This window comes from Streptomyces sp. NPDC016469, from assembly GCF_040632905.1.
Classification (GTDB): Bacteria; Actinomycetota; Actinomycetes; order Streptomycetales; family Streptomycetaceae; genus Streptomyces.
The window spans coordinates 17,362-31,165 of the sequence record NZ_JBEYCQ010000010.1 but is presented as its reverse complement, the minus strand read 5'-3'; the positions used below and the strand labels follow the sequence as shown (position 1 = coordinate 31,165).

The following is a 13,804-nucleotide window of genomic DNA, read 5'->3' as shown; positions in this document are numbered from 1 at the left end:
CGTTCGGTGCCCCGTACGGCGTACACCCGCTTGTGGGGCCCCGTACGCCGGGTGAGGGTGGCGATGCCCGCACCGAGCGGAGCCGGGCCGTCGCCGTGAGGGAGGCCGACATGCCGCAGGACACCGACGCCAGGCCCGCCGAGCCCACGGTGGCCCAGGCGAACCGAGCGGTAGGGCGCGACTACCCCTTCGGCGACACCCAGGACCTGGAGGACGCCCGGCGCGGGTTCATGGGCACCGCGCAGGACCCCGTGATCCGGGACGCCACGGGCAGCGCCGTCTGGGACCTGGAAGCTTACGGGTTCCTCGACCAGGAGTGCCCGGACACCGCCAACCCGAGCCTGTGGCGGCAGAGCCGGCTCTGCTCCGAGCACGGGCTCTTCGAGGTGACCGAGGGCATCTACCAGGTACGCGGCTTCGACCTGTCCAACATGACGGTCGTCGAGGGCGACCGGGGGGTCCTCGTCATCGACCCCCTGATCTGCGCCGCCACGGCGGCCGCCGGCCTCGCGCTGTACCGCGCCCACCGCGGTGAGCGGCCCGTGACCGGCGTGCTCTACACCCACAGCCACGTCGACCACTTCGGCGGCGTACGCGGCGTGCTGACCGACGAGGACGTCGCAGCCGGAGTCCCGGTCCTCGCCCCGCACGGCTTCCTGGAGCACGCCGTCAGCGAGAACGTCTACGCGGGTACGGCGATGAGCCGGCGCGCGGCGTACATGTACGGCGCCGCCCTCCCGAAGGGCCCCCGGGGCCAGATCGGCGCGGGCCTCGGGCAGAGCGTCTCGACGGGCGCGCCCGGGCTGATCCCGCCCACCCTCGACATCACCCGCACCGGCCAGACGGAGACCGTCGACGGCATCCGCATGGTCTTCCAGCTCACCCCGGGCACCGAGGCTCCGGCCGAGCTGAACATCCACTTCCCCGGCTTCTCCGCCCTGTGCATGGCGGAGAACGTCACCCACAACCTCCACAACCTGCTGACGCTGCGCGGCGCCGAGGTCCGCGACCCGCACGTCTGGTCCCGCTACCTCACCGAGTCGGTCAGCCTGTTCGGCGAGCTGTCCGACGTGGCCTTCGCCTCGCACCACTGGCCGGTCTGGGGCCGGGAGCGCGTGATCGCCTTCCTCCTGGAGCAGCGCGACCTGTACGCGTACCTCCACGACCAGGTGCTGCGCATGCTCAACCAGGGCCTCACGGCGCCGGAGATCGCCGAGGAGATCGTGATGCCGCCGGCCCTGGAGCGGGTCTGGCACACCCACGGCTACTACGGCTCCGTCAGCCACAACGCCAAGGCGGTCTACCAGCGCTACCTGGGCTGGTACGACGGCAACCCGGCGCACCTGTGGCAGCACCCCCCGGTCGTGGCTGCCCGCCGGTACGTCGAGTTCATGGGCGGCGCCGACGAGGTCCTGCGCAGGGCCCGGCGCTCCTTCGAGGACGGCGACTACCGCTGGGTGGCGGAGGTCGTCAACCACGTGGTGTTCGCGGACCCGGACCACGCGGGGGCACGCGCCCTCCAGGCCGACGCGCTGGAACAGCTCGGCTACGGCAGTGAGAACGGGACCTGGCGCAACGTCTACCTGATGGGCGCCCGGGAACTGCGCCACGGCAGCCTCGGCACCCCCACCGACACCGCCTCGTCGGACGTTCTGGCGGCCCTGACCCTGGACCAGTTGGTCGACGCGCTCGCGATCCGGGTCAACGGCCCCCGGGCCTGGGACGCGGACATCACCGTCCGCTGGGACATCGCCGGCGCCGAACCCCTCACGATGCGGCTGCGCAACGGCGTCCTCACCCACGTCGTGGGCACGGGACCTGCCGCGGGCGAGCCCGACGTCGCCTTCGCGCTGACGGAGGCGGACCTGCGGGACGTCCTCATGGGCGCGGTGCAGCCCGGCGACCTGGCGGCCCGCCCCGGCGTCGAGGTCACCGGGGACGCCGGCCGGCTGGCCGAACTCCTCGGCCACCTCGACGCATCGGATCCGGACTTCGCGATCGTCACACCCTGAACCTCGGCGCGACCCACGAGAACTTGGAGGACCGATGGCGGTACGGCATCGCTTGATCGAGGCCACGGTGGCGGACGTCTGGCGGGTCCTCGCGGACCCCTCGCTCTACAGCGACTGGGTGGTCGGGACCTCCGGCTCGCGCCCCCGCCGGGGCACCTGGCCGGAGGTCGGCGCCAGCCTCACGTACACCCTGGGCATCGGCCGCTGGTCCGTGCAGGGCCGGACGATCGTCCGGCGGTGCGAGGCCCCGCACATCCTGGAACTGGAGGCCGACAGCGGGCGGATCGGCACCGCCCGGATCGCCCTGGAGGTGCGGCAGTGGGGCGAGAACGCCCTGGTCACCCTGGACGAACACCCCCTGCGCGGACCGGCCGGAAAGCTCCATAACACCGTGATCGACGCCGTGATCCAGCTCCGTCACCGCAGTGTCCTCGCCCAGCTGGCGCAGACCGTCGAGGCGGCCCCGAAGGGCGCCCGCGAAGCGGTCTGACGCCTTTCCAGCGACCCCACTTGGAGGCATCGATGCCGGACGCCGTGGTCATCGGCGCGGGACCCAACGGTCTCGTCGCGGCGAACCTGCTCGCCGCCGCCGGGTGGAGCGTCGAGGTCCTGGAGGCGCAGCCCGAGCCCGGCGGGGCCGTGCGCAGCGACCGCCGGGTGCACCCCGATTACGTCACCGACCTGTTCAGCGCGTTCTACCCGCTGGCGGCGGCCTCTCCGGTCATCGGCGGGCTCGGCCTCCAGGAGGAGGGGCTGCGCTGGTCGCGTGCCCCCCGCGTCCTGGCGCACCCGCTGCCGGACGGCCGGTGCGCGGTGCTGGAGGACGACGCGCGGGACACGGCGGCGGGCCTCGACGCGTTCGCCGAGGGGGACGGGGCGGCGTGGCTGGAGCTGTGCGACACGTGGGACCGGGTGCGCCGCGATGTGCTGGGCGCCCTCTTCACCCCCTTTCCGCCGGTGCGCTCCGGCGTCCGTCTCGCCGCCCGGCTCCGGGCCGCCGGCGGCCTCCGCCTGGCGCGGACCCTGCTGCTACCGGTACGCCGCCTGGGGGAGGAGCGGTTCGGCGGCGAGGCGGCCAGGATCCTGCTGGCGGGCACCGCGCTCCACGCGGACCTGGGCCCCGAGGCGGCCGGGAGCGGCGGCTTCGGCTGGCTGATGTCCATGCTCGGGCAGACCTACGGCTTCCCGGTGCCGGTCGGCGGCGCGGGCGCGCTCACGGCGGCCCTGGTGCGGCGGCTCGAACGGCACGGTGGCGTGCTCCGCTGCGGTGAGCAGGTCACGGAGGTCGTCGTGCGCGGCGGACGCGCCGTCGGCGTACGCACCGCGAAGGGCGAGGCCGTTCCCGCGTCGCGCGCGGTGCTCGCCGACGTGTCCGCGCCCGCGCTCTACGGCGGACTGGTCGACGCACGCCACCTGCCCGGCCGGCTCCTGGACGACCTGCGCCGCTTCCAGTGGGACTTCGCGACGTTCAAGGTGGACTGGGCACTGAACGGCCCGGTGCCCTGGACCGCCCGCGCGGCCGCCACGGCGGGCACCGTGCACCTGGCGGACGGCGTCGACGGCCTCACCCGGTTCGCGGCGCAGATCGCCATGGGACAGGTGCCGGACCGCCCGTTCCTGCTCTTCGGCCAGATGAGCACCGCCGACGCCACCCGCTCACCGGCCGGCACCGAGGCCGCCTGGGCCTACACCCACGTCCCGCACCGCATCAAGGGTGACGCGGGCGAGGACGGGCTGACCGGACGGTGGGACCGGGGCGAGCAGGAAGCCATGGCCGACCGCATGGAGCACGAGGTGGAGCGCTGGGCCCCCGGCTTCCGCTCCCGCATCAGGGCCCGCCGCCTGCTGGCACCGCCGACCATCGAGTCCATGGACGCCAACCTCCCCGGGGGTGCGATCAACGGCGGTACGGCGTCGGCGCACCAGCAACTGGTGTTCCGCCCGACCCCGGGCACCGGCCGCCCCGAGACCCCGGTCAGGGGCCTCTACCTCGCCTCGGCCTCGGCGCACCCGGGCGGCGGCGTGCACGGCGCCCCGGGCGCGAACGCGGCGCGCGCGGCGCTGCGGAAGCGGCTGCGGCGCTGAGGCGCGGGTCAGTCCGGTCGCGCGGGGCCCGCCGACTCCGCCGCTCGGCCTCCCGCGCCGAGCAGGCCGGTGGGCGTGAACTCGGAGCGGTTCAGCTCCTTGCGGGTCGCGAGGGCCACCACCCCCGGCAGCCCGGCCCGCACGGCCTGGACGCCGCGCAGCCAACGGGGGACGTACACGGACGGCGACCGCCGCTCGATCGCGGCGACCACCCGCCGGGCCACGTAGGGGGCCGGGTAGGTCTTCCGGGCCGGCGGCGGCATATGGGCGCGCAGCTCACGCAGCACCGGGTACTGGTCGGCGTCGCGGATCATGTCGGTGTCGATCCAGTTCAGATACGCGATGCCCACGCCGACACCGCGCGGCGCCAGCTCCGCGCGCAGGGAGTGGCACAGGGCCTCCACGCCCGACTTGGAGGCGCAGTACGCGCTCATCATCGGCGCGGCCCCCATGGAGGCCAGCGAGGCGATCTGGAGGTAGTGCCCCCGGGTGTCCAGGAGCTGGGGCAGGAACGCCCGGGCGGTGACCGCGCTGCCGATCAGGTTGACCTCGATCACGCGCCGCCAGCTCGCCGGGTCGGAGTCCGCGAACGGCCCGCCCTCGGCCACGCCCGCGTTGGCGACGACCACCGATGCGGGGCCCAGCCGGCGGCGTACCTCATCGGCGGCGCGGACCATCGCCGCGTCGTCGGTGACGTCCACGTGCCAGTGCCCGGAGGGTGCGGGGAGCGTCCCGGCGACCCCGGCGAGCGCTTCCTCCTCCAGGCCGAGCAGGGCCACCCGGGCGCCACGGGCGGCCAGCTCCCGCGCCACGGCCTTGCCCAGGCCGCGCGCTCCGCCCGTCACCACGGCCGTACGGCCGCTCAGCAGGTGCTTCCGGTCAGTCACGGGACTCCTTCGCGGTGACATAGGGCCGGGGCGCCCTGTTCCGGCCATGGTCACCCGGGGGTGCCGGATGCGCGCGGCGGGAGCGGCCCGGCATGCGGTGACGGGGTCGGGGCAGGAGGCCGTAGACAGCCGCCCGGGTCGCGGCGGACGGCGGGCCCGGCCACGCTGGACTGGACGAGCCCGCGCCGGTGAGAACGAGAACCGCCTTCCCCCTCATGGAGGATTCGGATGACGACTGCCGCCGCTCCGCCCGTGGACCTGGGCAGGCTGTGGACCCTGCCCGGGGTGTACGCCCCGCAGGCCGACACCCACCTGCTGGCGCGGGCGCTCCAGGCCGAGGGCCCGACCGCGGACATGGACGTGCTCGACGTCTGCACGGGCAGCGGCGCGCTCGCCCTGCTGGCCGCCCGCAGCGGGGCCAGGGTCTCCGCGATCGACATCTCCCTGCGGGCCGTCCTGACCGCCCGCCTGAACGCTGCCCGCGCCGGCCACCGCGTCCGGGTGCTGCGCGGCGACCTCACCGGACCCGTCGCCGGCCGGCGCTTCCACCTGATCGTGAGCAACCCCCCGTACGTCCCCGCCCCCCACGTCCGCCGCGCCCGCGGCCACGGCCCCGAGGTCGCCTGGGACGCCGGGCTCTGCGGCCGGCAGGCCCTGGACCGCATCTGCGCCCACGCCCACGACGCCCTCCACCCGAACGGCGTGCTGCTCCTCGTTCACTCCGGGCTGTGCGGGGCGGAGGAGACCCTGGCCCGGCTGACCGCGAGCGGCCTGCGCGCCGCGGTGACGAGCCGGTCCTCCGTACCCTTCGGGCCGGTGATGACCGAGCGCCTGCCGTGGCTCCGGGCGCGGGGTCTGCTCGGCCCCCACGACAACACCGAGGAACTGGTGGTCATCCGTGCCGAACGCCCCTGAACCCCGTCGCCTCACCATCGAGCCGGGCGGCCCCGTGCTGATCGAGGGGCCGGTCGAGATCGTCCGGGAGGACGGCTCGACCGCCACCTCCGACCGCTTCGTCGTCGCCGTCTGCACCTGCCGCCGCAGCCGCGTGTACCCCTGGTGCGACACCAGCCACCGCCGTCACCGGCGGCCCGTCAGCCCGCCGTCGGGTGAAGGTGGACCGGAAGGGTCTGGTGACCGTTGCTGATCAGCGACGGCAGCGGGAGCAGGTCCTCGGCGGGGACCGCGAGGCTGATGCCGGGGAAGCGGTCGAAGAGCTGACGGAGGGCCGTGGCGATCTCCAGGCGGGCGAGCGGCGCACCGAGGCAGAAGTGGACACCGTGGCCGAAGGCCAGGTGCTCCTTGGCGGTGCGGGTCACGTCGAAGTCGTCGGCGGTCTCGCCGTGCCAGTCGGGGTGGCGGTTGGCGGGGGCGAAGGAGACCAGGATGGCCTCGCCCCGCGCGATCTTCTGCCCGTCGGGCAGGGGGATGTCCGCGAGGGCGTAGCGCATCGGGATGTGTTTGACCGCGGGCTCGTGGCGCAGGGTCTCCTCCACCACGTCGTTCCAGTCGGCGCGGCCCTCGCGGAGGTGGGCGAGCTGTTCCGGGTGGGTCAGCAGGGCGGTGATCGCCTGGTCGATCACGTTGACCGTGGTGTCGTAACCGGCCGAGATCATCAGGAGCAGCGTGTCGCGCAGTTCCTCGTCGCTGAGGCGGCCGCCGTCGCCCTCCTCGTCGCGGGTGGCGAGCAGGAGCGAGGTCATGTCGTCGCCCGGCTGCGCCCGCTTGGCGGCGATGAGCCGGCCGAGCGCCTCGTACAGGGCAGCCGTGTTGGCGGTGGCCTGCTCGACGGTGAGGGTGGTGTCGAAGACGCCGTCGACCTTGGAGCGGAAGCCGTCGAGCTGGTCCTCGGGGACGCCCATGAGCCGGCCGATCACCGCGATCGGGAGCGGGTAGGCGAGTTCGGTGCGGAGGTCGACCGGTTCGCCGACGGGCCGGGCTGCGAGGCCGTCGACGAGTTCGGAGACGACCTTCTCCACCGAGGCGCGCAGGTCCTGGATGCGGCGGGCACTGAACGCGGGGGCGATCATCCGGCGCAGCCGCCGGTGGTCGCCGCCGTACGCGGTGAACATGTTGTTCACCGCCACCCACAGGGCGAGCGGCCAGGTGGCCACCGTCTCGGCGAACGCCGGCCAGTGCGCGCGGGCGTCCTTCGAGACCTGGGAGCTGGTCAGCAGCTCCTTCAGCAGGACCGGGTCGCTGACGGACCAGGCGGTGACCCCGAGGACGTCGACGCGCGTGGCCGGGCCGCGCTCGCGCAGCGCCCGGTACTCCGCGTGGCGGTCGGTGCCGGCCGGATCGAGGACGATGATCGGCTGCTCGGACATGGGGGTCTCCTTCAGTGGGAGGCGTGGAAGACGATGGGGAGGGATTCCAGTGCGCGGTGGAACGGGCCCGGGCGCCAGCGCAGTTCGCCGGCCGGGACCGCGAGGTCCATCTCGGGCAGGGCGTCGAGCAGATAGGTGACCGCGGTCTCCGCGATCAGGTACGCGTGCGAGCGCGCCGGGCAGGTGTGCGGGCCGATGCTCCACGCCAGATGGGCCCGGTTGCCCGCGATGCCGCCGGCCGCCCGCGCGATCGCCGGGTCGTTGTTGCAGGCGGCCATCGAGATCAGGACCGGCTGGTGGGCGGGGAGCAGCACCCCGTCGACGTCCGCCGGGTAGGGCGGATAGGTGATGCAGTAGTTCGCCATCGGCGGGTCGGTGTAGAGGACGGTGTCGAGCGCGTCCCGCACGGTGGAGTGCCCGGCGTGCAGCCCGGCGGAGAACTCCTCGTCGGTGAGGATCTTCAGCTGGGTGTTGGCGATGAGATTGGTCAGCGGCTCGATGCCCGCCCCGTACAACGTGACCAGCTGGTGGCTCATCTCCTCGTCGGTCAGCTGCGCCGAGTGGGCGAGGAGCCGTGAGGTGATGTCGTCGGCGGGGTGGTGCCGGCGCAGCTCGACGAGGTCGGCGACCGCCTGGCCCAGGATCTCGTTGCCCCGCTGGGCGTCCGTGGCCTCGAAGATCCGGGACATCCCGTCCGCGATGCGCGCCCCGATCTCGTCCGGGCAGCCGAGCAGGGAGCTGAGGACGCGGAAGGCGATCGGCCACGCGTACTGGGTGAGCACATCGGCCCGGCCCGCCGCGATGAAGTCCGCGATCGCGGCCGCGGCCAGCTGTTCCACCCGGGCCCGCAGCTCGTGCTGGTCCACGGCGTCGATCGCGGTGGTGTTGGCGGACCGGTAGCGGGCGTGCGCGGTGCCGCCGCTGCGCAGGGCGTTGGGCCGCCACTCCATCATCGGCCGCACCGGGCAGGAGGCCGGCACCTGCTCCTGCCAGATCCGCGGGTCGTGCGGGAAGTACAGGGGGTCGTTGAGGATGCGCCGGGCCTGGAAGTAGCCGATCACCAGGGTGGCCGGGATGCCCGGGGACAGCTCGACGGGCACCAGCGGCCCGTACGCCGCCCGCATGCTCGCGTACGCGGCATGCGGGTCGGCGGCGTACGCCGGGTCGTAGAGCGCGACCCGGCCCGACGGGGCCGACGGCAGGGTGGTGCTGGGGGACGTCATGGCGTGGGCTCCAGGGAGAGGGCCGATCGTTGCGCGGCGAGGTATTCCGTGAGCGTGATCAGGGCGTACACGCAGGAGGTACGGTCCCGGGCGTCACAGGTGGTCAGGGGCGTCTCCGGGTCCAGCGCCAGGGCCTCGCGGATCTCGGCGAGGTCGTATCCGGGCGCGTCCGGGAACACGTTGATCGCGACCGCGTACGGAATTCCCTGGTCCTCCAGCAGCCCCAGCGCCTCGTGGCTCGCGTCCAGGTCGCGCGTGTCGGCCAGCACCAGGCAGCCGAGCGCGCCGTGGGCCAGGTCCTCCCACACCGGCTGGAACCGCACCTGGCCGGGCAGGCCGAACAGATAGAGGGCGAGGGCGCCGCCGGCCAGGTGGATGCGGCCGAAGTCCATGCCCACGGTCGTCGTGGTCTTGTCCGGCACCCCGCGCAGATCGTCCACGCCGACGCTGTCCTCCGTGATCGGCTCCTCCATCCGCAGCGGCCGGACCTCCGAGACGCTGCCGATGAAGGTGGTCTTGCCGACGCCGAAGCCACCGGCGATCACGATCTTGGCGGACTGGGTCACCGTGGCCGGTACGTACGAGACGCCGTTCGAGGCGTCAGACCAGTTCTCGGAGTCCATCGAGCACCTTCTGGAGGAGGTCGTTTCGGGGCTGGTCACCGGCGGCGGCGGCCGGGCTGGCCAGATGGCCGCTGTCCATCAGGGAGGACACGATGATCCGGACGGTGGAGGGCGGCAGCTGGAGCGCGGCGGCGATGTCGGCGACCGCCAGACCGCCCCGGCCCACCGCGAACAGGCTCATCACCCGCCGCGCGTCGGGTCCCAGCTCACCGGCCGGGCCCGGCGCGGCGACGACCACGCTCTCCAGGCGCACGTCCCGGTCCGGGCGGACCCGTCCGCCGGTACGGACGTAGGGCCTGACCATGTCCGGATCGTGCCGTGGGCCGCTCATGCGGCGGGGCCCCCGTCCGGCTGGAGCACCGGGGTGCGCTCCCTCGTGCCCAGCTGCTCGCCCAGGCGGACGACCAGCAGGGCCATGTGGTGGCTGATCAGGCCGACGTCGGCGTGCGGGCCCGTGGTGACGACGGACAGCATGGTGTGGTGCCCGGCCGCGGTCGTGAGCCCGATGGTCGACACGGACTCGATCAGCTGCTGGCGCACGCCCTGCCCGCCGGTGAACTCGTCCCAGGCCCGGCCCGACGCGCGAAGCGACGCGGTCAGGGCGGCCAGCTTCTCGCCGTCCTCCTGGCTGATGGTGCGCGTCCGCGCCTTCAGCAGTCCGTCGCCGCTCATCAGCACGGCGTACCGGACGCCCTCCACCGATCCGAGCTGCTCGTCCAGCAGCCAGCCCAGGGTGTTCGCGTGCGTGTCCGTCATGATCAACGTCCTTCGTCCGTACGGGGATTGCTCTGGTTGTCCCGGCTGCGGCGGCTGCCCGCCATCCACGCGGCGGCCACCGCGGGCCTGCCCGGCCCGACGTCCGGTTCGGGCCCCGGCCGCGCCCCGGTGGCGGGCCGCGGCCCACGCCGGCGGACGGTGAGCCCGCCGGCCGTGGTCGCCGGCGCCGGACCGGACGCGGGCTCATCGGCGGGCGGGTACACGGGGGCGGGCGCGGGCTCTACGGCTGCGGCGGGAGCGGGAGCGGGAGCGGGGGCGGCGGGCTCGGGTGCGGACCCGGTCATGTGCGGGGCCTCCGGGAGCGGGGCCGGCCGGTGGGCCGGGGGGACGGTGGCCTTGCGGGCCGTCGGCAGCGACTGCGCGGACACCGGCCGGGACGGCCCCGGCGTCGTCAGCAGCTCCTGCGGCAGCACGATGATCGCGCGGGTGCCGCCGTACAGGTTCGGCGCGGTCAGCTCGACGCGGAAGCCGTACTGGTGGGCCAGGACCGAGGCCACCCGCAGACCCGTCTGCGGGTAGGCGCCCAGCCGCGTGATGTCGTCCCGCTGCTCGCCGGACATCACCTCGCGGGCCCAGGTCAGCCGCTCGTCCTCCATCCGGAGACCGGCGTCGTCCACGACGAGGAACGCGGCGTTCGCCCCGTGCTCCAGGGAGACGTGCACCAGGGCGTTGGGCGGGGAGTAGCGCAGGGCGTTGTCCAGCAGCACGGCCAGGGTGTGGACGACCGCCTCCACGGACCGGCTGCGCACCGCGAACGACTCCAGGTCCGTGTGCTGGACCCGCTGGTAGCCCTCGACCCGGCCCATGGCGGTGCGCACCACATCGGTCAGCGTCGTCGCGGGCCAGCGCCGCGACAGCTTGTCACCGGCGAGGACTCCGTAGCCGGACGCGGTGAGCAGCATCTGCTGCGCCAGGTGGTCCATCTCGACCAGCGTCGCGTACGCGTCGTCCGACACATGGCGCCGCACTCCGGCGCTGATCGTGCTGCTCAGCTTCGCCGCGCGGTGCACGGTGCTGGACGCGAAGGCGCGTACCGCCGCCCGTGCCGTGTCCACCGACTCCTGCCGGACCTGAGCGATCTGACGCTCCGTCTCCGCCCATACCTGGGTGAGCTGTTCCTCGGCGGCGCTCTGCGCGAGGCGGCCCGTCATGGTGATCGCGGAACGCACCTGATTCGCCAGAGCGGTCAGCCCGTTGGCGAGCTGAGTGTGGGCCAGCTGGGGCGGGATGGCCGAATCCAGTTGGTAGGGGCGGCCGGTCTGCGCCTCGGAGGCGGCCGCCTGGACGACGCTCTGGGCGATATGCGCCACGTACTGCTCGGCGGCCCGGATCTGCTGGGCCAACTGCTCGCGCTGCTGCCGGATTTCGTCCGCCCGCCGCTTCTCGGCGCGGGCGCGGCGCAGGAACCACAGCGAGGCGCAGGCTCCCGCTGCCAGCGCGAGCAGGATCAATATGGGTTCGGTCATGGGGTCCTCGCGGAAGTGAGGGGGAGGGGTCCGCCGGCCGCGCGAGCACCGGCGGGCAGGCCGGGACACGGGCCGCCGCGGCCGGTCAACCCGCTGCCGAAGCCGGCCGCCGGGTGGGGGGCTGAGCGGTTCACCGGCGATGGGGACATGACAGAACACTAAACATAAATGACCAAGGAGCGCACACAGGACGACTATTGACGATGTATCGGTGGCTCGAAAGTGACATCACCTGGCCACTCACGCGCCACGCGTCCCTCGCTAGGATTCGGTGCGGGCCCCACCGCGAAGGCGCGGGCCAACCAGCGCAAACGCAAGCGTACTTCCGCGCCTGCGCCCCGGCGGGAGAGCGGCCGGGCGGCCGGGCGGGACATCAAGTGAGTGGAGAGCCAGTCATGCGTGGAGGCAGCATCGCCGTGGTCGGCGGGAGCATAGCGGGGTGTGCCACGGCCCTGGCCGTGTCGCGCGCCGGAGCGGACCGCGTCACCGTCTTCGAGCGCGCCGACGCCGAACTCCGGGACCGGGGCGTCGGAATCGCCCTCCAGAGCGACCGCTACGAGGAGCTGAGGGAGGCCGGGTACGTCGCCCCCGAGATGCCCTGGGCACCGCTGACCCGGCGGGTGTGGAGCGTACGGGACGGAGACGCGCCGCACGGCCGGGGCTTCGGACAGCAGCCGTTCCCGTTCCGCGCCTACAACTGGGGCTCGCTGTGGAGCGAGCTGCGCAGCCGGGTGCCCGAGGGCGTCGACTACCGCTCCGGCGCCGTCGTCACCGCCGTGGAGCCGGCCGACGACGGGGTGACCCTGCGGCTCGCCGACGGCCACGAGGAACGGTTCGACCTGGTCATCGGCGCCGACGGCTACCGCTCCGTGGTCCGCGAGGCCATGTTCCCCGGCATCAGCCCCGAGTACGCCGGATACATCGGCTGGCGGGGCGCGTCCGAGGACGTCGAGGGGCTGCCCTCGGAGGGGCTCGACGCCCACAACATCGTCTTCCCCGGCGGCCACTGCATGATCTACCGCATCCCGGACGGCACCGGCGGCCACCGCCTCAACTGGGTGCTCTACACCACGCCCCCGCAGACCGACGGCCTCCACCCCGACCTGCGCACCCCCACCTCGCTCCCGCCGGGCCGCCTCAACTCGGAGCTGACCGACTGGCTGCGCGCGCTCGTCGCCGACCACTTCCCGCCCTTCTGGGCCGACAAGGTCCTCGGCACGCCCGCCGAAACCACCTTCATCCAGCCCATCTACGACCTGGTCGTCCCGCACTACACCTCGGGCCGCATGGCGCTCGTCGGCGACGCCGCCAGTGTCGCCCGTCCGCATGTCGGTGCCGGGAGCGTGAAGGCGCTCCAGGACGCGACCGCCCTGGAGGCGGCCTGGGCCGCCGGGGACAGCTGGAAGGACGTGCTGGAACGGTACGACGCCGGGCGCGGCGCGGTCGGCTCCGCCATGGTGGCCCTCGCCCGCCGCATGGGCAGCACCCAGGTCGAGAACACCCCGGACTGGTCGGCCATGCACCAGCCCGAGTTCGACGCCTGGTGGCAGGACCAGAACAGCGGCTCCGACCGCAGCAGCGGCTTCGGCGGCCACAGCCTGAAGGTGAAGTAGCCGCACACACGCGGAGGGGGCCGCCCCGTCAGGGCAGTCCCCTCCGCGCGTGGTCCGTCAGACGCCCGTCGGCGCGAGCTCCAGCGCCGCGTGCAGGGCCGTCGGGTCCTGTCGGGCCTCCGCCCCGTCCAGCCGCAGCGCCACCCGGCCCGACGTCAGGACCGTGAGCGTGTCCGCGCACCGGGCCGCCGTCGCCGGACTCGGCGACACCAGGAGTACGGCGATGCCCTCGTCGGCCAGCGTCGTCACCAGGTCGTGCACCTGACGGACCAGGGCCGGGGCCAGGCCCTCCGTCGGCTCGTCCAGCAGCAGCACGCTCGGCGAACCGAGCAGCGCCCGCGCCAGGGCCAGCATCTGCTGCTCCCCGCCCGACAGGTCCGTGCCCCGGTTGCCCCGGCGCTCACCCAGCCTCGGCAGCAGGTCGAGGACCCGCTCGGGCGTCCACACACTCGGCCGCGAGGCGTCGCCCCGGCGCGGCGGACGGTGCGAGAGCCGCAGGTGCTCGGCGACACTGAGGTTCGCGAAGACCCGGCGGCCCTGCGGCACGAGGCCGACGCCGGCGCGGGCGATCCGGTGCGCCGGCTGCCCCGTCAGGTCCCGGCCGGCCAGCCGTACGGTGCCCGCGTCCGGACGCATCAGACCGGCGACGGTGTGGACGAGCGTCGTCTTGCCCGCGCCGTTGTGGCCGACGACGGCGTGCACCGTGCCGGCGGGGACGGACAGGTCGAGGCCGTGGAGGACCGTGCCGCCGTGGTAGCCCGCGGTCAGGCCCGTGAGTTCGAGCATCGGGG

The 13,804-nt window shown here is 73.9% G+C and carries 14 protein-coding genes; 6 read left to right on the top strand and 8 right to left on the bottom strand.

Going from position 1 to position 13,804, the window contains the following annotated elements; all coding sequences use genetic code 11:
* Window positions 1–110 precede the first annotated feature (110 nt).
* From ABZ565_RS13565 to ABZ565_RS13555, 3 genes are read left to right on the top strand one after another with little or no spacing between them, the layout of a single operon-like run.
* The gene (locus ABZ565_RS13565; RefSeq protein ID WP_361024852.1) at window positions 111–2,012 is read left to right on the top strand and encodes an alkyl sulfatase dimerization domain-containing protein; all 1,902 of its coding nucleotides are present in this window, start codon (window positions 111–113) and stop codon (window positions 2,010–2,012) included.
* A gap of 34 nt (window positions 2,013–2,046) precedes the next feature.
* Window positions 2,047–2,502 carry an SRPBCC family protein gene (locus tag ABZ565_RS13560; protein ID WP_361024850.1) on the top strand — a complete coding sequence of 152 codons (456 nt, stop codon included), beginning with the start codon at window positions 2,047–2,049 and terminating at the stop codon, window positions 2,500–2,502.
* A gap of 32 nt (window positions 2,503–2,534) precedes the next feature.
* Window positions 2,535–4,097, top strand: coding sequence for an NAD(P)/FAD-dependent oxidoreductase (locus ABZ565_RS13555; protein ID WP_361024847.1), 1,563 nt, complete (start codon window positions 2,535–2,537; stop codon window positions 4,095–4,097).
* A gap of 8 nt (window positions 4,098–4,105) precedes the next feature.
* Here ABZ565_RS13555 and ABZ565_RS13550 read toward each other — a convergent pair whose 3' ends face one another.
* Window positions 4,106–4,984 carry an SDR family oxidoreductase gene (locus ABZ565_RS13550; RefSeq protein ID WP_361024844.1) on the bottom strand — a complete coding sequence of 293 codons (879 nt, stop codon included), beginning with the start codon at window positions 4,982–4,984 and terminating at the stop codon, window positions 4,106–4,108.
* 228 nt (window positions 4,985–5,212) lie between these two features.
* On the opposite strand from ABZ565_RS13550, the gene ABZ565_RS13545 reads away from it, so the two are divergent.
* Both ABZ565_RS13545 and ABZ565_RS13540 read left to right on the top strand, forming a co-directional pair.
* Window positions 5,213–5,899, top strand: a complete 687-nt coding sequence (locus ABZ565_RS13545; protein WP_361024841.1) for a HemK2/MTQ2 family protein methyltransferase — start codon at window positions 5,213–5,215, stop codon at window positions 5,897–5,899.
* Entirely contained in the window at window positions 5,883–6,131 is a 249-nt protein-coding gene (locus tag ABZ565_RS13540; protein ID WP_361024838.1) for a CDGSH iron-sulfur domain-containing protein, read from the top strand. The genes ABZ565_RS13545 and ABZ565_RS13540 overlap by 17 nt, the downstream gene beginning before the upstream one ends.
* On the opposite strand, the gene ABZ565_RS13535 is transcribed toward ABZ565_RS13540, so the two are convergent.
* From ABZ565_RS13535 to ABZ565_RS13510, 6 genes are read right to left on the bottom strand one after another with little or no spacing between them, the layout of a single operon-like run.
* Window positions 6,079–7,311: a cytochrome P450 gene (locus ABZ565_RS13535; RefSeq protein WP_361024835.1), complete on the bottom strand. Its 1,233-nt coding sequence runs from the start codon at window positions 7,309–7,311 to the stop codon at window positions 6,079–6,081. The genes ABZ565_RS13540 and ABZ565_RS13535 overlap by 53 nt on opposite strands.
* An 11-nt stretch (window positions 7,312–7,322) precedes the next feature.
* Complete coding sequence (locus ABZ565_RS13530; RefSeq protein WP_361024832.1) at window positions 7,323–8,534, bottom strand: cytochrome P450; 1,212 nt, start codon at window positions 8,532–8,534, stop codon at window positions 7,323–7,325.
* The gene (locus ABZ565_RS13525; protein ID WP_361024829.1) at window positions 8,531–9,157 is read right to left on the bottom strand and encodes an ATP/GTP-binding protein; all 627 of its coding nucleotides are present in this window, start codon (window positions 9,155–9,157) and stop codon (window positions 8,531–8,533) included. Before ABZ565_RS13525 ends, ABZ565_RS13530 begins: the two co-directional genes overlap by 4 nt.
* Window positions 9,135–9,461, bottom strand: a complete 327-nt coding sequence (locus ABZ565_RS13520) for a DUF742 domain-containing protein (RefSeq protein ID WP_361024826.1) — start codon at window positions 9,459–9,461, stop codon at window positions 9,135–9,137. Before ABZ565_RS13520 ends, ABZ565_RS13525 begins: the two co-directional genes overlap by 23 nt.
* A 23-nt stretch (window positions 9,462–9,484) precedes the next feature.
* Window positions 9,485–9,913 carry a roadblock/LC7 domain-containing protein gene (locus tag ABZ565_RS13515; protein WP_361024823.1) on the bottom strand — a complete coding sequence of 143 codons (429 nt, stop codon included), beginning with the start codon at window positions 9,911–9,913 and terminating at the stop codon, window positions 9,485–9,487.
* A 2-nt stretch (window positions 9,914–9,915) separates the two neighbouring features.
* Entirely contained in the window at window positions 9,916–11,400 is a 1,485-nt protein-coding gene (locus tag ABZ565_RS13510) for a hypothetical protein (protein WP_361024820.1), read from the bottom strand.
* 395 nt (window positions 11,401–11,795) lie between these two features.
* On the opposite strand from ABZ565_RS13510, the gene ABZ565_RS13505 reads away from it, so the two are divergent.
* Window positions 11,796–13,013, top strand: coding sequence for an FAD-dependent monooxygenase (locus tag ABZ565_RS13505; protein ID WP_361024817.1), 1,218 nt, complete (start codon window positions 11,796–11,798; stop codon window positions 13,011–13,013).
* A 57-nt stretch (window positions 13,014–13,070) separates the two neighbouring features.
* On the opposite strand, the gene ABZ565_RS13500 is transcribed toward ABZ565_RS13505, so the two are convergent.
* Window positions 13,071–13,799: an ABC transporter ATP-binding protein gene (locus ABZ565_RS13500; protein WP_361024814.1), complete on the bottom strand. Its 729-nt coding sequence runs from the start codon at window positions 13,797–13,799 to the stop codon at window positions 13,071–13,073.
* Window positions 13,800–13,804: the final 5 nt, after the last annotated feature.